Annotated in this window: 19 protein-coding genes; 7 read left to right on the forward strand and 12 right to left on the reverse strand. The window is 48.7% G+C overall.

The genetic code is table 11. The annotated features are described in order from the left end of the window. Positions 1-206: 206 nt before the first annotated feature. A complete protein-coding gene (locus ACO0K8_RS16355; protein WP_422947722.1) occupies positions 207-2,483 on the forward strand; it encodes a UvrD-helicase domain-containing protein in 2,277 nt (758 codons plus the stop codon). A gap of 31 nt (positions 2,484-2,514) precedes the next feature. After that, positions 2,515-3,774, forward strand: coding sequence for a putative Na+/H+ antiporter (locus tag ACO0K8_RS16360; RefSeq protein ID WP_422947723.1), 1,260 nt, complete (start codon positions 2,515-2,517; stop codon positions 3,772-3,774). Between the two features lie 120 nt (positions 3,775-3,894). On the opposite strand, the gene coq7 is transcribed toward ACO0K8_RS16360, so the two are convergent. Continuing rightward, positions 3,895-4,527: a 2-polyprenyl-3-methyl-6-methoxy-1,4-benzoquinone monooxygenase gene (gene coq7 / locus ACO0K8_RS16365; protein ID WP_422947724.1), complete on the reverse strand. Its 633-nt coding sequence runs from the start codon at positions 4,525-4,527 to the stop codon at positions 3,895-3,897. 340 nt (positions 4,528-4,867) lie between these two features. On the opposite strand from coq7, the gene ACO0K8_RS16370 reads away from it, so the two are divergent. Beyond that, a complete protein-coding gene (locus ACO0K8_RS16370) occupies positions 4,868-6,010 on the forward strand; it encodes a porin (protein ID WP_422947725.1) in 1,143 nt (380 codons plus the stop codon). Between the two features lie 410 nt (positions 6,011-6,420). Next, on the forward strand, positions 6,421-7,521 hold the full coding sequence (locus ACO0K8_RS16375) for a porin (RefSeq protein WP_422947726.1): 1,101 nt from the start codon (positions 6,421-6,423) through the stop codon (positions 7,519-7,521). Between the two features lie 130 nt (positions 7,522-7,651). Here ACO0K8_RS16375 and ACO0K8_RS16380 read toward each other — a convergent pair whose 3' ends face one another. The 4 genes from ACO0K8_RS16380 to ruvA form a co-directional block, all read right to left on the reverse strand. Further along, positions 7,652-8,458 (reverse strand): 2-keto-4-pentenoate hydratase, encoded by an 807-nt coding sequence (locus ACO0K8_RS16380; RefSeq protein WP_422947727.1) that lies wholly within the window; start codon positions 8,456-8,458, stop codon positions 7,652-7,654. Between the two features lie 111 nt (positions 8,459-8,569). After that, positions 8,570-9,022 carry a YaiI/YqxD family protein gene (locus ACO0K8_RS16385; protein WP_422947728.1) on the reverse strand — a complete coding sequence of 151 codons (453 nt, stop codon included), beginning with the start codon at positions 9,020-9,022 and terminating at the stop codon, positions 8,570-8,572. A 127-nt stretch (positions 9,023-9,149) separates the two neighbouring features. Beyond that, positions 9,150-10,223 (reverse strand): Holliday junction branch migration DNA helicase RuvB, encoded by a 1,074-nt coding sequence (gene ruvB / locus ACO0K8_RS16390; protein ID WP_422947729.1) that lies wholly within the window; start codon positions 10,221-10,223, stop codon positions 9,150-9,152. 9 nt (positions 10,224-10,232) lie between these two features. Continuing rightward, the gene (gene ruvA / locus ACO0K8_RS16395; protein ID WP_422947730.1) at positions 10,233-10,814 is read right to left on the reverse strand and encodes a Holliday junction branch migration protein RuvA; all 582 of its coding nucleotides are present in this window, start codon (positions 10,812-10,814) and stop codon (positions 10,233-10,235) included. A 199-nt stretch (positions 10,815-11,013) separates the two neighbouring features. Here ruvA and ACO0K8_RS16400 point away from each other — a divergent pair, with 199 nt between their 5' ends. Both ACO0K8_RS16400 and ACO0K8_RS16405 read left to right on the forward strand, forming a co-directional pair. Then, a complete protein-coding gene (locus ACO0K8_RS16400) occupies positions 11,014-12,972 on the forward strand; it encodes a TonB family protein (protein WP_422947731.1) in 1,959 nt (652 codons plus the stop codon). Positions 12,973-13,000: 28 nt separating this feature from the next. Beyond that, positions 13,001-13,612 (forward strand): tRNA-uridine aminocarboxypropyltransferase, encoded by a 612-nt coding sequence (locus ACO0K8_RS16405; protein ID WP_422947766.1) that lies wholly within the window; start codon positions 13,001-13,003, stop codon positions 13,610-13,612. Here ACO0K8_RS16405 and ACO0K8_RS16410 read toward each other — a convergent pair. From ACO0K8_RS16410 to groES, 5 genes are all read right to left on the reverse strand, one after another. Next, positions 13,575-15,332, reverse strand: a complete 1,758-nt coding sequence (locus tag ACO0K8_RS16410; protein WP_422947732.1) for a diguanylate cyclase domain-containing protein — start codon at positions 15,330-15,332, stop codon at positions 13,575-13,577. The two genes, ACO0K8_RS16405 and ACO0K8_RS16410, sit on opposite strands and share 38 nt — an antisense overlap. A gap of 264 nt (positions 15,333-15,596) precedes the next feature. Beyond that, a complete protein-coding gene (locus tag ACO0K8_RS16415; RefSeq protein WP_422947733.1) occupies positions 15,597-17,192 on the reverse strand; it encodes an oxygenase MpaB family protein in 1,596 nt (531 codons plus the stop codon). A gap of 134 nt (positions 17,193-17,326) precedes the next feature. Next, a complete protein-coding gene (locus tag ACO0K8_RS16420; protein ID WP_422947734.1) occupies positions 17,327-19,312 on the reverse strand; it encodes an OPT family oligopeptide transporter in 1,986 nt (661 codons plus the stop codon). 268 nt (positions 19,313-19,580) lie between these two features. Beyond that, positions 19,581-21,236, reverse strand: a complete 1,656-nt coding sequence (groL, locus tag ACO0K8_RS16425) for a chaperonin GroEL (protein ID WP_422947735.1) — start codon at positions 21,234-21,236, stop codon at positions 19,581-19,583. A gap of 33 nt (positions 21,237-21,269) precedes the next feature. Further along, on the reverse strand, positions 21,270-21,560 hold the full coding sequence (gene groES, locus ACO0K8_RS16430; RefSeq protein ID WP_126126742.1) for a co-chaperone GroES: 291 nt from the start codon (positions 21,558-21,560) through the stop codon (positions 21,270-21,272). A gap of 420 nt (positions 21,561-21,980) precedes the next feature. On the opposite strand from groES, the gene ACO0K8_RS16435 reads away from it, so the two are divergent. Beyond that, the gene (locus ACO0K8_RS16435; protein ID WP_422947736.1) at positions 21,981-22,457 is read left to right on the forward strand and encodes a hypothetical protein; all 477 of its coding nucleotides are present in this window, start codon (positions 21,981-21,983) and stop codon (positions 22,455-22,457) included. Positions 22,458-22,595: 138 nt separating this feature from the next. On the opposite strand, the gene ACO0K8_RS16440 is transcribed toward ACO0K8_RS16435, so the two are convergent. Together ACO0K8_RS16440 and ACO0K8_RS16445 are read right to left on the reverse strand one after the other, a co-directional pair. After that, complete coding sequence (locus tag ACO0K8_RS16440) at positions 22,596-22,787, reverse strand: helix-turn-helix transcriptional regulator (protein WP_126126741.1); 192 nt, start codon at positions 22,785-22,787, stop codon at positions 22,596-22,598. 1 nt (position 22,788) lies between these two features. Next, the gene (locus ACO0K8_RS16445; protein WP_422947737.1) at positions 22,789-23,175 is read right to left on the reverse strand and encodes a hypothetical protein; all 387 of its coding nucleotides are present in this window, start codon (positions 23,173-23,175) and stop codon (positions 22,789-22,791) included. Between the last annotated feature and the right edge of the window lie 76 nt (positions 23,176-23,251).

Here is a 23,251-nt window from a genome sequence, read left to right on the forward strand (position 1 = left end):
AGACGATTATTTATATACTGGGGTGGGTATTTTACAATTACGCACACAGAATATGCGCAATACGCAGTATTTATTTAAAATATAGGGGAGTATAGCTATTGTCAGCTTAATCCCCTAGCTTAAACGCGGCTTTTCCATGGCGCGCCTGGTGATCGTCAGCTCAGGGTTTTTCTGGCTACAGCGGCTAGCTCCCGTATAATCTAGGGATGCAAAATCTTCTCCATAATCTCAATCCCGAGCAGCTCGCTGCCGTCACCTTACCCGCCCAATCGGCACTTATTTTAGCTGGGGCTGGCTCCGGCAAAACCCGGGTACTCACCACCCGTATCGCCTGGCTGATACAAACCGGGCAAATGTCGCCGCAAGCGGTGTTGGCGGTGACGTTTACAAACAAGTCGGCGAAAGAAATGCTGAGTCGTCTGTCGTCCATGCTACCGATCAATACACGTGGCTTGTGGATAGGGACGTTTCACGGTCTGTGTAACCGCTTATTGCGCGCCCATCATAAAGATGCCGGCTTGCCGCAAACCTTTCAGATTCTCGACTCTTCAGATCAACTGTCTTTCATCAAGCGTTTGCTGAAAGCGAACAATGTCGATGATGAAAAATTCCCGCCACGTAGCGTGATGTATTTCATCAATGGTGCCAAGGATAAGGGCTTGCGTGCCGCCGCGGTCGATGCTTACGATGACAACGATAGAAAAATGGTGGCGCTCTACGATTTGTACGATGCGCAATGTCAGCGTGAAGGCGTAGTCGATTTCGCCGAATTATTATTGCGCACCTATGAATTGTTGAGCCGCAATCAGCCTTTGCGTGAGCATTATCAGGCGCGCTTCAAGCACATCCTGGTCGATGAGTTTCAAGATACCAATGATTTGCAATATAAGTGGCTGAAACTGATGGCCGGTAACCAGGCGGCGGTGTTTGCGGTGGGGGATGATGATCAGAGTATTTATGCCTTTCGCGGTGCCAATGTAGGGAATATGTCGGCCTTCGAGCGCGAATTTCAGGTGAAAAATCTGATTAAGCTGGAACAAAATTACCGTTCTCATGGTCATATACTAGACACGGCCAATGCCCTGATCGCCCACAATAGCAAGCGTCTGGGCAAGAATCTGCATACCGATGCCGGTCATGGCGAGCCGGTGCGCATCTCTGAATCGAGTAGTGATATCCAGGAAGCGCAATGGATAGTAGAAGAAGCAAAAAATCTGATGCGCGAAGGTTCATCCGGTAGTGAGATCGCGATCCTGTACCGCTCAAACGCGCAATCGCGGGTGCTGGAGCATGCACTGTTCTCGGCCGGTTTGCCGTATCGCGTTTATGGCGGTCAGCGCTATTTCGAACGTGCCGAAATCAAGCACGCGATCGCGTATATGCAGTTGATGGATAATCCGCACAATGATTCGGCCTTTTTACGCGTGGTGAATTTTCCTACCCGTGGCATAGGCGCGCGTTCGTTAGAACAATTGCAAGATGCCGCCAAACAGTACGGGATTTCTTTGTATGCGGCGGTGCCTTACGTGTCAGGTAAGGCGGGTAATTCTTTAGGCGGTTTTGTCAAATTGATAGAGGGCGCACGCTTCGAGACGCAAAATCTTCCCTTGCCGGAAATGGTGCAGGTGGTGTTGGATCTGAGTACTTTGCTGACCCATTATCAGACCGAAAAGGAAGGCGCCGACAGGATAGAAAATTTGGAACAATTGGTCAATGCCGCCACCGTGTTTGTCTCAGAAGAAGGCTTTGGACAGAATGCGCCGGCTTTGACCGGGCCTAGTTCGCAAGCGGCAGGATTATTGGCGCTACCGGGCGGTATAGAAATCATCGATGCCGATGCCGCCTTGCCTATGGTGATGTCGCCGCTCTCGGCCTTTTTGTCGCATGCATCTCTTGAAGCAGGAGACAATCAGGCGCAGGCCGGGCAAGACGCCTTGCAATTGATGACGGTGCACGCCGCCAAAGGTCTGGAGTTTGATGCGGTCTTCATCACAGGGCTGGAAGAGGGTTTGTTCCCGCATGAGAATAGCGCCAAGGAAGAATCCGGAGTCGAAGAAGAGCGTCGCCTGATGTATGTGGCGATTACCCGCGCCCGCAAACGCCTCTACATCAGCTTCTCGCAAACCCGCATGTTGCATGGGCAAATTCGTTATAACATGCGCTCGCGTTTCTTTGATGAGATGCCGGAAGAATCGCTGAAATGGTTGTCGCCGAAAGTGCAGGCCAACTGGTTCGGAAATAAAAAATCGGCCTGGGACGAAGCCCCTGAATCTGGTGTGAATGCGATTGCACAAGGATTTACCAAGAACACCGGCAGTGGCTGGCGCATAGGTCAGGGCGTAGCGCACGCCAAGTTTGGTGAAGGCGTGATCGTCAACATAGAAGGCAGCGGCAATAATGCGCGCGCGCATATTAATTTCGGCCAGTTCGGCATGAAATTACTCGATTTAAGCATCGCCAAATTAGACAAAATAGCGTCTTGATACTTGGCCCGCTGTATAACTCAGGAGAACTATGGATAGCAATCAATTCATCCAGTACGCCGGTGCCGCGATTTTTGCGGTGGCGGTCTTGCATACCTTTAGTACCGCCAGATTTCAGCATCTGGCGCATGTGAGTAAACGGCATTCGGGCTTTTGGCATTTGATGGGCGAAGTGGAAGTGGTGTTTGGTTTCTGGGCTTTTGTCCTGATTGCCGCCATGGCGCTTATTTCGAATCAAACGGTAGCGATTGATTATCTAGAAGCGCAAAACTTTACCGAACCATTGTTTGTATTTGTGGTGCTGACAATTGCCGGTACTCGACCCATTTTAATGTCGGTGCAGTGGCTGGTCGCGCGTATCAATGCGCTCTTGCCTATCTCCGCAGCGGTAGGCACGTATTTTCTATGTTTATCACTAGTGCCTTTGCTGGGCTCTTTTATTACCGAGCCCGCTGCTATGACCTTGGCCGCACTGATGTTGCGTGATGGTTTCTATGCCAAGGGAATTTCGCAGCGCCTGAAATATGCCACTTTAGGCGTCTTGTTCGTGAATATTTCGATAGGCGGCGTATTGACCTCGTTTGCCGCACCGCCAGTCTTGATGGTGGCGGAGAAATGGGGTTGGAATATGCACTTTATGTCTAGTGTGTTTGGCTGGAAGGCCGCGATCGCCGTCGGTATCAACGCTTTGGCCGTGACTATGTTATTCCTAAAAGAGTTGAAAACATTGCCCGTAGAGCCGCAGCAGGAAGACAGAAAGATGCCGTTTGCGGTCACCCTGGTGCACTATCTGTTCCTAGGCGCAACTGTGGTATTTAATCACCACCCTGTGGTCTTCATGGGTTTGTTTTTGTTTTTTCTGGGCTTTACCGAGGCCTATAAACAATACCAAGACCGGTTGATGTTGCGTGAGGGTTTGTTAGTCGCCTTTTTTCTGGCGGGTTTAGTGGTCTTGGGTGGTAAGCAGCAATGGTGGTTGCAACCTATCATTGCCGGCATGAATTCAACCTTGATGTTTTTCGGTGCCATGGGCTTGACCGCCGTGACCGACAACGCGGCACTGACTTATCTGGGCTCTCTGGTGGAAGGGATTTCGGATGCGGGGAAATACGCCTTGGTGGCTGGCGCTGTCAGCGGTGGCGGTCTGACTGTGATCGCGAATGCACCAAATCCCGCTGGATATTCTATTTTGAAAGAGTATTTTGATGAACAGGCGATACGCCCTTTGGGTTTATTTGGGGCAGCTGTTCTACCGAGCGTGGTCGCTGCGGCCTGCTTTTTATTGCTTTGATGCGTTTTAGATGAGTCAGTCGAGTCTCAGGCTTAAAACCAGGGAACTCGACTGATTCATTAATTCATTAATTCATTAAGTCATTAAGTCATTAATAGGACTTACAGGATTTACGCAGAATTAAATATAGTAAGCGGTCGTTGTCATTACTTTGGCCATCGCTCGCATCGTTGCTTTGACTGGCAAAGGTAAGTCGCTAGCACCTAAGGCTAGTGCCGCTGCGCCATGGGCGATTTCGTCTTGTCGCATTTGCTCGACGATCGCCCGTGATTTACTATCTTCTACCGGCAATTTTTCAAGATGACTGGCCAAATGCGCCGCCACTTGTTTTTCGGTTTCAACCACAAAGCCCAAGCTAGTAGCATCGCCACAACGTGCCGCTATCGTTCCGCAGACATAGGCACCGACATACCAGAGTGGTGTTAGCAGGCTAGGGCGCGAATTCAGTTCAGCAATTCGTTGCGCCGACCACGCCAGATGATCCTCTTCCTCTATCCCTGAATGCGTGAATTGCTGGCTGATCGCCGCCGTGTTGGTGAATTGTGCCTGCGCATCATATAAGGCCTGGGCGCAGATTTCACCCACATGATTGACACGCATCAGACCAGCACTAAGTCTTTTTTCTTGATCCGATAAGCTATTTTCTCGTACTGCCTGTGCCGGACTTGGACGTCGCGCTAAGGCTTGTCCGCTAACTACACGCAGCGCACGGTCCACGCCTAAAACCAGATGATCTATATTGGAAAATAACATAGTAAGAAAGTGTGCATGAGAAATAGCTATTGTAAGCTTGTTAGGGTGCTTCTGCCATCGGGCAAAATCCGTTCTTAAATTGTATTGTTTTTGATTAAATAATGTTTTTTAGGAAAGTTAAATAGTCGCAATGTGGCTTTTGTGCGACATTTAATTTGTTTAAACACGGTCGTTCGCAAATTATCTTTGCCGAAAAGTGTGAAATTTGTTCCAATGAGCTATCGCTTCTTAACCATGAAGGTTGATAAGTTTTGGCAAGAGTAGTGAAAATGATGATGTGACCTGGCTTGTTCATGAGCACATGGTCAACTTATAGAATAATAATTTTGGAGACAGTACAATGAAAAAAACGTTAATCGCTTTCGCAATTCTGGGCGCCTTCGCCGCCAACGCTTCCGCTCAATCTAGCGTGACTATTTACGGCATTATCGACGCTGCGACCGTATACACGACGAATCAAACTGCTACTGGTGGTTCTAAAATGTCTATGGAAGCTGGTCAGATGGCGGTTTCTCGCTGGGGTTTCAAAGGCACTGAGGATTTAGGCGGCGGTTTGAAGGCGAACTTTAACTTTGAAGGTACTTTGTCGAATGATACCGGCACCGCTGGCACCGCTTACGGTGGCGACGGCAAGATAGATCCTAAAACAGGTTTGTTCGCGGCATCTGGTACTAGCGCCACTTTATTTGATCGTAATGCCACTGTGGGTTTGTCGGGTGGTTTCGGTACCGTTAATTTGGGTCGCCAAAATATGTTGGGTGCAGATTCTATCGGTCTGGCGGATCCGCTGGGCCTGGCGCATGCCGCCAGTAACCCTAACGTGGTGTATAGCGCGATGAACTCTGGCGCTTTGTTTGGCGGTTACGGTGCCAATGGCGGCGGTAGTGCTTTACGTCAAAATAACTCTGTTAAATACCTGACTCCTATGGTGTCTGGTTTCGGTGGCGCCGCGATGTACGCTTTTGGCGAACAAGCTGGCAGTACTTCCGCCAATACTTATGCTGGTTTGTCCGCGTATTTTACCGACGGTTCTTCAGGCGTGGCTTTTGCTTACGCAAAAATGAAGGACAATACAGGTAACTCGACTTTGACACTGCTGGGTGGTGGTGGAAAATTAAAACTCGATGCGGTCGCACTTAAATTGACTTATGTCGAAAATAAAGTGGATGGCGGACTTTTGAATAATCGCAAAATTGCGACGGTCGGTGCAGGCGTTGATTTTGCACTTTCCCCAGTGACTACTTTAACGGCAGCTTACTACGACACTAAACTTTCTGGTTTCGGTAGTGGTAAAGCGGATCAGTATATTGCCATGGGTAAATATGCGTTGAGCAAGCGCTCTACTATTTATGCTTCTTTTACTTATGCAAAAGCGGGATCTACTGCACTTGGCGATACTTTGATGTCAGGTGGATTGATTCCTAATGGCGCGAATCAAGATAAAGCCTACCGTACTGCGGTTGGTATCAATCATTCGTTCTAAATATGTTGATGTACGTATGATGAAATGTATCTGTTGAAAAAGGCCACCTGTCGGTGGCTTTTTTTTGAGAAATTTTCTGTAATTTTAAACGCTGATCTTAGATATATTCCTCTAGCATATGATCGAAAACTCGGCATATTCGTGGTGTTTTTCATATCAATTGGTTGTGTTTTAGAGACAAAAATGGAATTTTAAGCATCAAAAAGTCGATTTCTCTTGGTGCTAGTGCCTGATTTTTGTTCAAATACCTTATCTTCTAATTAGCAGCTTTGTACTTTTTGAAGTATTAGTCTGTGTTACACAATTCTGAATTTGTCATATTTGTCATATTTATGTCATATTTGTCTTAAGTAACGCCGTACAGACTTAACGTAGTTCATGTCAACATGAAAACCTTTGGAGAAATATCAATGAAAAAATCCCTAATTGCTCTGGCAGTTTTGTCTGCAGTTGCAGGCGCAGCACAAGCTCAATCTTCAGTTACAGTCTACGGTTTGGTAGATATGGGTCTGCAACGTCAAGAAATCGGCGCAACTCGTGCTAACGGCGCAACTCCAGCGACTGCGTCCTCTACTACTACAGCATTGGATAGTGGTAATCAATCTGGTTCACGTTTGGGCTTCAAGGGTAGTGAAGATCTGGGCGGCGGTTTGAAAGCCAATTTCAAATTGGAAATGGGCGTTTTTGCTGATACCGGCGCATCACAAGGTGGTAAGACATTTGGTCGCCAATCCTACGTTGGTTTGTCTGGTGATTTCGGTGCTGTGAACTTTGGTCGTCAATACACACCAATGTTTATTGCCGTTGACAGTTTTGATCCGTTCAGCACCGGTATGACTAGTGGTACCGCCGGCTCTAGCACAAGTACTTTCGGTGCTGCTGCGTATTTTGAACCGAATGTCGTTGGTCCACGTAAAGACAATAGCGTTACCTACTCGACTAACGACTTAGGTGGCTTTACAGCCAACCTGATGTACGGCATGGGTAATGAAACTCCAGGCAATAACCAATCAGGTCGATACTTGAGTATGAGTGCTGCATACACAGCAGGCCCATTGTTCTTGACTGGTGTGTATAGCGATTCGCAAGCAGCTTCTGGCAAATTTGCAACACGCAGCTCTTTGTTCGCTGCAACTTATGATTTCTCAGTAGTGAAATTGGCTGGTGCGTATTCCTACATTAAAGATGAAGGTACTACTTTAGTGGCGTTGAAGCGTGATGTTTACTCTATCGGAGCAACGGTACCAGTTGGTGCCGCCGGTAACTTCTTGGTTAACTACATTACTACCAAGAACAAAAACCACGAAATCGCAGATGCTGATGCTAGTCAAGCGGCTATCGGTTACACGCACTCATTGTCTAAGCGTACGAATATCTACACTTCTTATTCCTATGACCGTAATGGTATGGGTGCAAATTTTGGTAGCGCAGATTCCACTCCTACTTTCCATCCAGTAGCTGGTGGCGCAACTATCAAAATGTTCAACGTTGGTATCCGTCACATGTTCTAATTCTGGGCGGGCTTAGGCCTGCTTAGTATTGAAATAAAAAAAGCACCCGTAGGGTGCTTTTTTTATTGGTCGGCGCTGTTTCAGATTGCCGTTCGGTTTATCTGAGAATCTGACTAATCCAGTTGGTTTTTCAGAAGAAGGAAACTGATATGCCGGCGAGGTCGATGCCGGAAAACGCGCTGGACCAGGTTTGTCCGGCTTGTACAGTCATGGGGGAGGTCCAACTGCCAGTGCTGATGATTTCACCTGCTTGCAATGGAGGAAATTGCGTTTGTAGTTTGAGTTGTTGATGGAGATATCTAAGGGCATGCGCAGGGCTGTCGAGCACCTTGCTGCCATATCCTGCTGCGATTAGGCTGCCGTCGCAAGAGAGTGAGACGCTGGCGTTTGCCAGTACTTGCCCCAACTGCGCGCGTGCGGCCTGGCTGAATGGCAGGGTTTGCCCAATTAATAGGGTGCCGTGAAGGCCTAGCGCGGCAATTGCATCAGCATCAGAAAAAGCCCCGTCCGGGTAAGGCGTGACTAGGATTTCTATCCCATGTGCCAGCCATTCTATGCTGTCGACGAGTTGCTCCAGACTGGCCTCTGGGTCTGGTGTGTTCGCTAGTTTAAATATCACCACAGCACTGATCTTGGGACGCATAGCGCCGTTCAGGCTTTGCAGGCAGAAATTCGAGGGGAGGTAGCGCACTGTGGCATCAAACAGTGTATTCCAGTGCGGCGATGTTTGTGCGTCACAATCATGCAGGGCACGCCAGCTCAGGCCGATACGACGTCCAATAGCGTGTTCCCCTAACTCCTTACGGATTTCGTCTATGTTTTTGGCAATCTCATAGGCCTGTTCTATATTGAGTTCCGTACGGCTGGAAATAGCAGACAAGCTTCGCCCAGAGGCGCGTGCCTGAAGAATTTCAAGAGCGTAATCACGAGCGTTCATGGGCTTGTGCAAATTTCAGCACCGTTGAGTGAGTAGACTAATTTTGATTCAGTCTAGCTAAATCTGCAAGTAAAGCTTCAGAATAGCCGGGCTAAGTGGAGCGCGTTTACACTAGCTGCCGCCATGTTTCGCCAAAAACCGATCAAGCTGATTGGCGAAGGCTTGCCTATCCGTGTTGGAGAATGCCGCTGGTCCGCCGGTCTCGACGCCGCCGCTACGCAATTCTTCCATGAACTGACGCATGCTCAGATATTCGCGGATATTCTCGGCGGTATAAAAAGAGCCGCGCGGATTGAGTGCATAACCGCCCTTAGTTAAAACATCGGAGGCTAGCGGAATATCACCGGTAATAACCAGGTCACCGGCCTGCATCAGTCTGACGATTTCATTGTCGGCGACATCAAAACCAGCAGGCACTTGCAGCGCTTTAATCACGCGTGATGGTGGCGTAGTCAGAAATTGATTGGCGACTAAGGTGGTGCTAATTTGCAGGCGCTCGGCAGCCTGAAACAAAATTTGTTTGATGACATTGGGGCAGGCATCGGCATCGACCCAGATTTGCATAATAGGCTTTCTGATCGTGATTGAGGAATACTCCCCTAAAAATATAAATAAACTGTCGCCTTGCGCATATACATAGAGCGATCTTAAAATATACTCGGGTGGAGTATGCTTTAGGGGCGTTTAATGATTAATCCAGCGTATTCCACAATTCACCATTCGGCCCGGTTCTTGGTGCCGTAATGCCGAAGTGGGCGTAGGCGCTAGGGGTTGCGATGCGGCCGCGTGGTGTGCGTTGCAAATAGCCTTGTTGTATCAGATACGGTTCGAGCACATCTTCTATGGTGTCGCGTTCTTCGCCGATGGCAGCGGCGACATTGTCTAAACCGACTGGGCCACCGCCAAATTTAAACAAGATCGCTTCCAGCAGTTTTCTATCCATCAGATCAAAACCTACCGCATCGACGTCCAGCATGATCAGCGCGGCATCGGCGGCATCTTTGCTGATTTCGCCATTGCCCTTAACCTCGGCATAATCACGCACCCGGCGCAACAGGCGATTCGCGATACGCGGCGTGCCGCGCGCGCGTTTGGCGATCTCACATGCACCGTCTGGCTGTATCGGCACGCCAAGCAAGGCGGCCGAGCGTGTGACGATCTTGGTTAGCTCGTCGGCCGTATAAAACTCTAGCCTGGCCACGATGCCGAAACGGTCGCGCAAAGGATTGGTCAACATACCGGCGCGGGTGGTGGCACCCACCAGTGTGAAGGGTTGCAGATCGAGTTTGACCGAGCGCGCTGCTGGACCTTCACCTATCATGATGTCGATCTGATAGTCTTCCAGTGCAGGATATAAAATCTCTTCGACTACCGGCGAGAGCCTATGAATCTCATCGATGAATAAGACGTCATTCGCCTCCAGATTGGTCAGTAGTGCCGCCAGATCGCCGGCGCGCTCTAGTACCGGGCCCGAGGTTTGGCGCAAATTAACACCCATTTCACGCGCGATGATGTGCGCCAGCGTAGTTTTACCCAAGCCCGGCGGGCCGAATAGCAAGGTGTGATCGAGTGCTTCGCTACGCTTCTTGGCAGCACTGATAAAGATCTCTAGCTGGCCTCGAATTTTTTCCTGGCCTACGTATTCATCGAGCTGCTTGGGGCGCAAGGCGCGTTCTATTGCTTCTTCTTGCGGCGAAGAAGGCGTGGCCGAGATAATGCGGGTTTCGCTGACTGCGGAAGAAAAATTATCGGTCTGTATGCTCATGGCTTTGTTTTATGCTTTAGACAGCGATTTAAGTGCCAGCTTGATGCCATCCGAGACGCCAGAACCTGCCGGCACTGACTTCATCGCCAGCAAGGCTTCTTTGTCGGAATAACCGAGTGCCAGCAAGGCATTGAGGATATCTGAACTGTGGTCACCTGCGGCAATCGCTGCGCTAGTGGCACCCAGGTCTGCACCCAATTTACCTTTTAACTCCAGTAGCAAGCGCTCGGCAGTTTTTTTACCTATGCCCGGCACTCGGGTCAGGCGGCCGGCTTCCTGCAGGGTAATCGCTTGCGCCAGATCGGCCACCGACATGCCGGATAAAATTGCCAGCGCGGTACGCGAACCGACTCCGCTAATTTTGATTAACTGGCGAAAGGTGGCGCGCTCTTCTGAGCTGCCGAAGCCAAACAAGACATGCGCATCTTCGCGTATCGCCAGATGGGTGAGCAGTATGACTTTCTCACCTAATGCTGGAAGATTGTAAAACGTACTCATGGGGACATCGATTTCATAACCCACACCCTGACAATCGACTAATAATTGCGGGGGATTTTTTTCAATGAGGATGCCTGCGATGCGACCTATCATGAGTCTGCTCTCATACTGTATGAATAAGCAGTGATAGTAACCGATTCTGACGGTATTGACGAGTGCCGCGCACTGGTGATACACGCGTTTCTTGGGGATTATCAGTTATGAGAACAGCCCAGCAGCCTAACTTAGTGAAATCCCTGACTCGCATGCGATAATGCGCGCTGACAACCTCTCTTTGCTTACAATTACTTGCATGCGTTTTTCTACAGGATCAACCTCGGCTGTCACTAAGGATATTGCGAATAAACGCCTGATCATAGGCGTGGTGCTGTCGCTACTTTGTCATGCGCTGGTCTTGTCTTTGCAGTTTGGCATTCCAGGCTTAGGCTTACCAGGACTGGCAACTCCCTGGAGCAAGCGCCGTTTAGACTTGCCGCCGCCAGATCTACAAATACAGCTGGCTTTGCCATCACCTCAGCCTGAGGAGGCGGTTGCTACGGCGTCCCCCACATTGGCAGCGACTAAATCTGCGCAAATTTCTGGATTGCAGTTGATGGCATTGGCGGTTCCTGTTGCGCCTGTTCCATCGGCGAGCAAGGCTGTGCAAAAACCAAAAAAGCTGAAAAAAAATAAGCCGGTAGAGCAGATTAGTGCGCTTGCTTTGCCTGTTCTGCCCGCACCATTGGCGGCGCGTGAATCTGTCGAAACACCTGTACGTGTCATCGCTCAAGATCAAAAAACTGAGGATAGTTTTGTTGTGCCTGCGGCTAGCCCAGAAGAGCCTGAACATAAAGCAAGTGACAGTAAAATCGCCAAACAAAAAGAAGAGGCGATATTGGCACTGGTAGAAGAAAAAAATTCCGCATTAGAGGCGCAAGCAGCCCAGGCGAAACTGGCCGAAATAGCGCTCAATAGAGAAAAAGAAGCAAGCCTAAAACAAGCCTTGATCGATGCAGAAGCGCAAGCTATGCGTGATGCGCAGGCTCAGCAGTTGGCGCTGAAGAGCGCGCAATTGCTACAGCAGAAGGCGGAGCAAAAAGGCGAAGCATTAAGGCAGCAGCAAGAGGCAGTAGCCGCGGAGCAGTCTTTGCAAAAGAAAAAAATAGCGAAAAAGCAGGAAGAAGATGCGCGCCAATTGGCACAGGAAAACGCCGAAAAAGTCGCCCAGAAAGCCGCTGCGCTCGCAGCTCAGCAACAGGAGCAACAGGAACAATTAATGCAGCGCAAACACCTGGAGGCGCAGGCAAAAGAGCATCAATTGACGCTAGCTCTAGATGCTAAAAAAGCGTTGGACGAGCAATTAAAGCAGCAACAAAAACAGCAAGCGCAATTACGTCAGCAGCAAGATCAGTTGCTCGCCAAACAAAAAGAAGAGTTCATCGCACGACAGAAACTCGAAGATCTGAATGTTCAAAAACAAGCGGAGCAAAAGCAAGCTGAACAAAAGCGCGTGGAGTTAAAACAGGCAGAGCAAAAGTTGGTTGAGCAAAAGCTAGCAGAACAAAAGCTAGCGGAACAAAAGCTAGCGGAACAAAAGCTAGCGGAACAAAAGCTAGCAGAACAAAAGCTAGCAGAACAAAAGCTAGCAGAACAAAAGCTAGCAGAACAAAAAGTCTCTGAGCAAAGGGAGCGTGAGCGCGCACTAAATGATGCTGCAAAGGCCGCAGCCAGCAAGGCAGCAAGTCAAGGCAAGACCAACGATGATGTGTTCGGTGGGTCAGGAAAGTCTGATGGTGTCGCACGCGCTAAGGATATCTTTAGTAATGATCTGGCCAGTCGCGCCAGGGAGCAACTGCGCGGTATGGATGTATTGCGTGGTGCTCCACCTGTGCCGCGCAATCAACAGGATGATCGCCGACGCAGTATTTTTGGAAGTATAGAAAGAGAAATACCCTTGCGTATGTATGTCGATGGATGGCGTCAAAAAGTTGAGCGCAATGGCAATTTAAACTACTCCCAGACAGCCAAAGATAAAGCCCGTGGCGACCCTGTGGTGGTGGTGGCGTTACGTAGTGATGGCAGTGTCGAAGACGTCACGATTATCCGCTCTAGCGGGCGTGCGGATTTGGATGAGGCGGTCAAACGTATCGTGCGGGTGAATGCTCCGTACGCCGCTTTCCCGCCGAATATCGCGGCAAAATACGACGTGATAGAAATCCGGCGAGTCTGGAATTTTGACGAAACCTTAAAAATTCTGGAAGAATTGCGCTAAGAAGATGAGCTTGACTTCGCATCTATCAATGAGTCGCAGAGCGATTTGCACGCGCTGCTTGCGTCCTGCGAGTGCCTGCATATGTCAATGGATTGTGGCGATCCGCCCAGAGGTCGAGCTGATCATCTTGCAGCATCCGCTGGAGCAGCACCATGCCAAAGGCAGTGCGCGCTTACTGCACCTCAGCCTGGCTGACAGTCAAATGCATATTGCTGAAAAATTTGAAATTGAGTGTTTGCGGAGTATCTTATTTGCGACTGAGAAGACGACACTGTTACTCTATCCCGAGCGCTCTGAAGGTCAGAATGGTGTGGCCGAGTCGCCACCCTTTGATGCGCGATGTTTGGCGTCGCCCGATCAATTGCGTTTGATTGTATTGGACGGAACCTGGCGTAAAAGCCGCAAGATGCTCTATCAAAATCCGCTTTTGCAAAGCCTTCCTAGGTTGGCTCTGAACGATATGCCGAGCTCACAATATCGCATTCGAAAAGCGCATAGGCCTGACCAACTTTCTACGCTGGAGGCATCTTGCCAAGCGTTGATGCTGCTGGAAAATAACACGGAAAAATACCAGCCGCTACTAGCAGCATTTGATGGCTTTATCAGGCAGCAGCAGAGTCTGTATGAGATTCCAGGCTAGGGTTTTTGAAAAGCAAGCCTTGATTTTCTGAGATTTCACCGCGTCGTGCACAATGCTTTCCATCTTGTTTGCCACAATACATGGCGGCATCGGCACGCTTGAGTAGTTCAGATGTCAGTTGACCATCAAAAGGCGCAAGCGCGTAGCCAATAGTGAGACCGACCCTACAGGTTTGATTGGACAAAATAAAGGCATAGTTAAACGCACTAAGCAGTTTTTCGGCAAGATCTTGCGCTTCTTGCGGACTACTTAATTCCTTCGCCATGACCACGAATTCATCACCGCCCAGGCGCGCAACGATATCGTTAGGCCTTAAGTTTGCCTGCAGCCGTCTGGCGACCGAGATCAGTAATTCATCTCCGACGTCGTGCCCGTATTGATCATTGACCAGTTTGAAGCCATCGAGATCGAGCATGTAGACGGCAACGATTTTTTCTGGCGTACTTAGCGCTAAGGCGTTGGCAATTGCAGTATGAATTTCGCGTCGGTTTGGTAGACCAGTCAGAGGATCGCTATGCGCCAATGAATGCAATTTATCTCGCTCGCCAGCAGTGTGTAGCATTTCTGTATGCATCGCTTTGGTACGTAAGCCTAGTACTTTCATAAATATCAGCATATCAAAAGTGGCACCAAACTGAAACGAGTGCATGGTCCAGAAGTTCGCGGGCAAACGTCCTTTGATCAGCTCTATCATGATTGCTGTAGCGATGAAATACGCGGTCCAGGCAATTAAAAAGTAAATTCCGACCGGATCTCCACGACGGGCTCGGACAAACGCGCCGGGCGATCCCAGTACGGTCGGTAGTAGGCCAACCGTGCTTACTACCAAAGTGACCGTATGTATGTCTATCCAGTCAAAACTAAAACTAACAGCAACCAGAGTGCAGAATCCAGCGCCTATCTGCATCAGGCGCCCTAACCATTTGTTAAGATCTGGCCCGGCCAATACCTGTTCTATGAATAAAAAGGTGCCGATGATCGCAATCAGTGCAGAAATGCCGCCAAGATGAGTCTCAATCCAGATATTGTCTGCCCATAAATACTGTGCGCCTATGCCAAACTGCAGTAAAGAAAATAAGATGCTACCGGAGATTAAGATGGCATATTTGACGAACAAATGTTCGCCCAGACTCACCCATTGTGCCAGGCTATACACCAGAAGGCAGAGCGCTAAACCGGTAAGTAAACCTTGCAACATATGTTCATTAAGTGAGCGGATGTGAAACATAGACGGTTTGTTTAAGCTAATTGGCAAGATCATTGCGCCTATGTTTTCGACTCGCAAATACAGATCATAATTACTGCCCGGCTTTAGTCTTAAACCGAAAGCATGGGCCCGACCATCGATAGCTCTTTCGGCACGTGGTTGCAGATTGCCTAAAGTCGTTTGCTGTATTAACTGCTGCTCGCTGGTGATATACAGGTCGATGCGATTAATGACCGGGTAATCAATATCAAGCACCCACACTCCGTTACTGGCCGCAGTGACTGTCACCGGGATATGGAGCCACACTGCATCCTTACGCATGCCTAAAGTCGCAAAGGCTTTTTGCGGAGGCTTGAAGTTATTTTTTGCTTGCATGACTTCAGCAATACTGAATTTTTTTTCAGGATCGGACAACTCACTGATGCTTGACCATACCTGGATAAACGTTTGCGTGTCTCGTAATTCTATTGTCGATAACGCGGCCAAGGCGGGTATTGGAACGAGTGCGGACATGGCTAGACCGCAGATCATGGTCAGAAGCGCCAAGATCCGTAGTCGTAGGTGTGAACCGGGTAGCTTGAGAAAATAGAACAGTGTCATTTTGTTTGATGTGGCTAAATTTAGCCTAATAGCCAGCATTTTTTTGCTGCAAGCAACAGTATCGTGGGCATTAAGATTTTCTGTCAAGGCAGTTTTTTGTATATCGAAAATGCCCGCAAAATGATGTGAAAATGAAATTTCTTTTTACTATTTTTCAAGGGTTTATCATGAAAAAATCTATTCAAGTTGATTCCAATTCCCTGACTTCGTCATTTTTGTTTCCAAGGTATTCATCCAGCGCGGTGTTTTAGGATCCGTACTCCAAGTGCCTATGGTGAGTTGGACTTGATTGAGTAATTGTTCGGGCAGTTTCAATGGCCGCGTTTGATCGAGTAAGATTTTGCTCATGAAATGGTAGCCAAGTACGCGTGTGACGAAGCGAGAAATTGAAAATCCAGGCGAGAAGTATCTGACGGCAGTATCTACGCTACGTACTAGCAACATAAATAGTATAAACAGGCTATGTGACAGCCATGAGACACGTTGATTCACGCCTATTTTTTGAGCATTATTTTTTCCGCATAGATAGCGTGTCATCAGCACTGGAAAGGCCTTAAATATTGCGAAAGGGATGACTTGTTCCATGCTCAGTATTAAGGATTGCCCGAGTCGTGGTCGGGGATCTGGACTAATGTGTTCGCTGCTGGGGAGTGCCTGCATTTGCCGAAACAAAACTTCCGCTTGCTGCATATTGTCTGCCATCAGTTCGCGTTGGATTCCCAATATGTGACCGACTACGTTCCATAAATGTAGAAACGCAACTTCGTCTTCACTTGCTAATGCCAGACCGAGTTTGCGCATGCTGCGCAAAAATACGTAGCCGAAGGTCAGCAAGGTATACGCCAGTTCGGTTTGGTTGCATGGTAAGCCGGCGCGCTCAAGATTCCAGCCGTGCGTAAACAAGGTGTGAAACAAATTTCCAGTATCGTTTAGTTGTAAAGTCCGAATCTGTTGACTGAAGTGCGCCATTGCGCGCTCCGGACTGCCTCGTAAAATCAGGTTGCGTATGCTTGCATGTATCAATCTTACTTTAAGAATTTGAGCGACTCCACTGCCATCTGGCTGACATAAGCCACCCTTCATCATCACAGGGAAAATCATTGCTGCAGTAGCGCGTATTCGGTGGTCTGTATGCCGTTCCAATTGTCCGGCCGCATGTAGCACAGCTGATAGATCTGGCAGCACATAACACTCAGGCAGACTGGAGCAAAACAAGAGCGAGCATGAGAGCGCACCATATTCCATAAATAGGGTTTCGGCTCTTTCTATTTTTGCCGGCTCCGCCCAATCCGGCAGGGCTAGTGAGGCTTGAAGGTAAGCTTGCAATGGAGCAGCGATTGCAGGATCCAGAGTATTTTTTTCTGGCGGCCAGTTGGCGATATCGGCATTGCTTGCCCATTGCTCAAACTGACGATTGACGCAGGCGATGGCATGCCATTGCGTGCCGTGCATGGCAGCGTTATACGGCTGGTCTACCATCGGCTGCAGCCAGTCACCTAAGATGTTTTGCATGGTGTTGTCAGCCAATGGATCGGCAACCATGCGTGCATGCTTAAGCTGTTGCTCCGATAGCAGGTATTTATTCGCTGCGTTTTTCCGGTTTCCTTTAACCTGCTTCGCCACGGAGCTGAGCTTGTAGAGAGGAATACTTAGCAGCAAAACTGAGGCGAGTAGCATCGGCATCAAATCCTGGCTGCGCCAGAAAATCACCAGAAGCGTGATTGAACATGCTAGCAGGCTAAATTTTGAAGCCGCATTTAACAGAGATTTCATGTAATACCTGTTGGAAAAAGAAAAAAATACGGAGAAATAAATAAGCTGCACATCTTATTTCATCCCCAAGTAAATGGGAAAGAAAAAAGGCCGTGCAATTTTCACTGCATGGCCTTGTTTAGGGAGGGCTTAAGTTACATCAGTACATTAATAATCGCGTTACCAATGCCAACCAAGGCTGCGCCAGAGACTAGTCCTGCACAAATAGGCTCGCATCCTTCTACCCAGAAGTCATGGCCAGCGCTACCTATTTCGGTATTCTTGCGGCCCATCCACCAAAATACCATCGCTCCCAGCCACATCGCCAGGCATGCCTCTGGGGGTAATACGACGCCCAAGCCTATCGATACGGCAGACAAAGGAAAGCGACCCTTGGTGATGATGCGTGTTACTTCGATAGCGGCCGCACATACCGCTGCGACGATCATGGCGATCACGGCTGAGGTATGTAGACTGCTGACACCTTTTGCGATCAATTCGGCCACGCCTTTCCATTGCACGGCGGCGGGGAAGGCGAATTGTTCAGTGAGGATGGTGGCGGTCGAGCGCAGACCGTTGGCGTCGGCCGGCAAGAATAATAAGTAGTACAGCGGGATACACGCCAGCGATCCTGAAATGATTCCTATCACGTGGCCTATTGCTTGCTGACGCGGTTTTGCTCCCAACATATAGCCGGGTTTGATATCGGATAGCAGGCTCGATGCATTCATTGCGATTTCCGCCGTCATACCGGCAGGAATAATATTGCTCGCTGGATTGGTATGGTCAACCGCGCCGACCGAGAATTGGGTGATTTTCGCCAGCGCGCCTTGTGGCACCCAAGAGGTCAGTGCCATCGCATTCACGGCGATCACTGTTAGTACAAAAATTAATGGTAGTGAGATGAAAGACAGTAGCCAGGGGACACCAAAGAACTCATGGGTGACGGTGGCACCGAGCACGCTAAAAATAGGGACGCCTACATAAGATATCCATAATGGCACTTCTATGTCGCGCAAGACGTCGGTCCCTGGATCTGTTTTCACTTGCTTCTTGGTGAACGATTTGAAGGCCGTTGTGAAAATTTCTGGCTTCGCCATTAATCCTACTAGTGCACCGACCACCATCATGGAGACACCCCACCATAGCGACCACTGATTGACGATCTCTGAGCGCGACAAGGCTACCAGCGTGCCGGCGGCGTTCACGCGTGGCGCGATCTCGCCTTGGCCTATCATAATAGGTGCCAAAATGACGAAATTGATGAAGGCGCCTAGCAGCACGCTGGAGGCGACGCGTATGCCCATCAGGCCCCCGACACCTAACATCGCGGCATCCAGTGTGAAACGCAGGCCCAAGGTACGGAAATCGACGCCGAGTATTTTCGGTATCCATAAGTCGTATTTCACCGCTGCCATGTAGTAATAGGTATCAAGACGTTCGTGTAAGTTCCAGGCTTCAGTCATGCCTGCCCATTTGTCCATACGAAGAATTTTCATCTGTATTAACTTCATCCAGCCATCGCTGACTATCATTTGATACAGACCGGTGAAAATCGCCGTCATCGCTAGCAAGCGCGCTTTGTACATGCCGCTGGCAGCATTTCCGGTATACAAAGCATCGAGCACCACGCCCGCGGCGCGGCCTTCGGGGAAGGGTAGTTGGTCTTCATTGATGAAGCGGCGCTTCATGGGGAAGGCGATTAGGACGCCGAGGGTCGCTACTACCATCATCCAGATCAGCATCTGCCACCAGGGAATAATGCTGCCCGTGACTATCATGTAGGCGGTCAGGCTGGAAATCATTGGGGAAACCATATAGCCGGCTGCAGTGGCTATCGATTGCGAACAATTATTTTCTAAAATCGTGAAATCCGAAGCGATGCCAGCGCTATGCATTATCTTAAACAATGCAAACGCCAGTATCACCGAAGTCAGGTTAACACCTATGCCTATGCCGGTTTTAGCACCGACATATAACGCTGTGGCTGCTAATATGCCGCCCAGTAAAAACCCTGTCAGTGCCGAGCGCAGCGTTAACTGTGCCATGCTGCCGCGATAAATATTGTTTAACCACCACTCGTCCTTCTGGGCGCGAGTCCATTGACTAATTTGTTCGTCGCTTAGTTGTTGCAGCGCCATATTGTCCCCAGTATGTGTTGTCGGAATAAATCTAATATGTACGAAGGATCGCTTCGGTGCGGCAGTATCCGAGGCATGGATGTTGCTGTCAAGATGCCAGAAGAAAATCCGGATTTTTCTTCTTTTTTCTGGAGCTTTGACTGATTTTTAGTGGTAATTTTGAGAAATAGCTCGTAAGTCACAAAATCTTAGGCAAATAAAAAGCCCTGCAAATAAATTGCAGGGCTTTTTTTACAGCGTTACCGCGGGGGTATTTTTGCCAGAGGCACTACATCATGCCGCCCATACCACCCATGCCGCCCATACCACCCATGTCGCCACCGCCCATACCACCGGCAGCTTTGTCATCTGGCAATTCAGCAACCATTGCATCGGTAGTCAAGATCAGGCCAGCAACAGACGCGGCATTTTGCAATGCTGAACGTGTTACTTTCGCTGGATCCAAAATACCCATTTCTATCATGTCACCGTAAGTGTCATTGGCTGCATTGAAACCATAGTTGCCAGTGCCATTGATGATGGCATTAACGACGATACTTGGCTCGCCACCGGCGTTTGCAACAATTTCACGCAATGGTGCTTCGATTGCTTTTAATACCAGTTTGATACCTGCATCTTGATCAGCGTTGTCGCCTTTGATAGAACCAGCAGCTTGACGAGCGCGCAACAGGGCAACACCACCGCCAGGTACTACGCCTTCTTCAACTGCTGCACGTGTTGCATGCAGAGCATCTTCAACGCGGGCTTTTTTCTCTTTCATTTCAACTTCAGTCGCCGCACCTACCTTGATCACTGCAACACCGCCGGCCAACTTAGCTACGCGTTCTTGCAATTTTTCACGGTCGTAGTCAGAGCTTGCCTCTTCGATCTGAGCGCGGATTTGTTTAACGCGTGCTTCGATACCGATTGCTTGACCAGCGCCATCGATGATGATGGTGTTTTCTTTACCGATTTCGATACGTTTAGCTTGACCCAGATCAGCTAAAGTCACTTTTTCCAGTGACAGACCAACTTCTTCAGCGATCACTTGGCCGCCAGTCAGGATAGCGATATCTTCCAACATCGCTTTACGACGATCGCCAAAACCTGGTGCTTTAACCGCAGCAGTTTTTAAGATGCCGCGGATGTTGTTGACCACCAGAGTTGCCAAGGCTTCGCCATCGACGTCTTCAGCGATGATCAGCAAAGGACGGCCAGCTTTTGCGACTTGTTCCAATACCGGGAGCAAGTCACGGATGTTGGAAACTTTTTTGTCGTACAGCAAAACAAATGGGTTATCCAGGATAACGGCTTGTTTTTCTGGATTGTTGATGAAGTATGGTGACAAATAGCCACGGTCAAACTGCATACCTTCAACTATGTCGAGTTCATTGTCTAAAGACTTACCGTCTTCAACAGTGATCACGCCTTCTTTGCCGACTTTGTCCATCGCTCTGGCGATGATGTCACCGATGTTTGCATCGGAGTTAGCAGAGATAGAACCAACTTGAGCGATCTCTTTGTTGGTTGTAGTCGGCTTAGCCAAAACTTTGATCTCAGCAACGATAGCGATAACCGCTTTGTCGATACCGCGCTTCAGGTCAGTTGGGTTAAAACCAGCTGCTACCAATTTGAAGCCTTCGCGAACGATAGCTTGTGCCAATACTGTAGCGGTAGTCGTACCGTCACCAGCATTGTCAGAAGTACGGGAAGCAACTTCTTTCACGAGCTGCGCGCCCATGTTTTCGAGGCGATCTTTGAGTTCGATTTCTTTAGCGACTGAAACACCATCTTTAGTCACGGTAGGGGCGCCATATGAACGCTCCAGAACCACATTACGGCCTTTAGGGCCCAGTGTTACTTTAACTGCGTTAGCCAGAATGTTAACGCCGTTTACGATCTTAGCGCGTGCATCATCACCGAAAATTACTTGCTTAGCTGCCATGTTGTTTCTCCGAATTCTTTAGATTGTGATCAATTACTTCTGAACGATAGCGAAAACATCTTCTTCGCGCATGACCAGAACTTCGTTGCCGTCAACTTTGACAGCTTGACCAGAATATTTACCGAACAAGACGCGGTCACCGACTTTAACTTCTAATGGACGCACTTTACCGTCTTCTAACATTTTGCCTTGACCAACTGCCAAAACTTCACCTTGATCTGGCTTTTCTGCTGCAGCGTCAGGTAATACGATACCGGATGCTGTTTTTGTTTCTTGATCCAGACGTTTAACGATGATGCGATCATACAGGGGACGAAGATTCATATTGACTCCTAATAAATTACGATAAGTAAAGATGGTGGTACAAATTAAATGTGTCTTACCAAAACAAAGTATTGCAGTAATGATAGCGTCACACCGAAAATCTGTTGCTACAGAGGGTTTTAGCACTCTCTGCGCTTGAGTGCTAATTATATGGGCGTGTCTCTATTTTTTCAAGAACGACTTATGTAAAAACATATTTTTCTTTTAAAAATCAAGTTCTTAGCCCTTTGTCTTACATCTTGTTACCCTTTGGCCCGAGGCCTTTTACCTGAGTATCCAGTAGACTGGATATGCTACTGATTCTTCATATGCGGCAGTGTTTATAAAAAATCAAGCACTATTTTTTCATTCTTGTCATCGAAAAACGTGCTTGAGCCGTTAGGTGTTCAGTGTCAGTCATTCTCAATGTGAAAGCGTCTCGTGGATAAGTTCTTTATTAAAGTAGGTTTGGTTATCGCTGTGCTGTTTTCTGCCAGCGCTCAGGCATCCGATGTCGGTGTTTCTGTACAATTTGGTCAGCCAGGTTTTTACGGTCACCTCGATTTGGGAGGTTTCCAGCAAGCCCCTCAGGTCATTTATCGCGAACCACGCATCATAGAACGCGTCACAGTGCAAAGGCCTCCCTTGTATTTAATGGTGCCGGAGGGGCATTCCAGACATTGGGAAAAGCACTGCTATCGCTATGATGCCTGTGGTCGTCAGGTGTATTTTGTGCGCGAGCGCTGGTATAACGAGGTTGTTGTGCCGCGTTACCGCGAAGTGCGCTATCGCGATGATGGCTACCGGAATGAATACCGGAATGATTCTCGGCGTTACGATGATCGCGATGATGACAGGGGGCATGGTCGTGAACATGGACACGGTCATGGACATGATAGAGGGCACCGGGACGATTAATCAGGTTTTGGATTGCTCTTCGCCAGAACGTAAAAAGGGCAGATGCTTCAAATCATCTGCCCTTTTTACGTTCTGGCGAGGGTCCTTAATCAATATTAAACTCAGGGTGTATGCTGGATATTCGTTAAATTTTTTTTATCAATCAGTCTGAAAAATTTCTTCTATAGATTGTTGAAATAACTTCGCAATCGCAAATGCTAATGGCAAACTCGGATCATAGCGCCCCGTCTCTATCGCATTGATGGTTTGCCGCGAGACTTCCAGTTGATCGGCCAATTGGGCTTGACTCCACTCTCGTGCGCCACGCAATTCTCTGACATGGTTTTTCATTTCATTTTTCCATCGATTTGCGCACACAGGCAATGATGCCCCAGCCGCCCATAAAGACGCCCCAGATGACGAACATACTCAAACGGGGAAAGCCTACACCTTCCAAAAAACCATAGGTGAGACTGAAAATGGCGGTCAAGGCACCTGCCAATGCGATGCATTCCAAGTTCCAGATTCTCAGATATTCATCCATGCGCTTGAAGTGACGCAGGATCGCCCATAACATTCCTAGTGCTGGCAGCATGGGCGTGAGCGCAAGTATGGTGCGGGTCATGCTATCTGGCATGTCTTTGGCAATCCAGGTGATGGGGAAGAGAACAATCAGGTAAAGCAAGATAGATCCAAAAAACTCACGTAGATAAAGTTGATTTATTTGTTTCTCACGCATGCTAATGCTCCATTTTGTAAAGTTTGTTTGACATCTGGGGGCGAAAAAGCACATAAAGATTCTTTATATGCCTGTT

It is taken from the genome of Undibacterium sp. Ren11W (assembly GCF_049340485.1).
Taxonomy (GTDB): domain Bacteria; phylum Pseudomonadota; class Gammaproteobacteria; order Burkholderiales; family Burkholderiaceae_D; genus Undibacterium.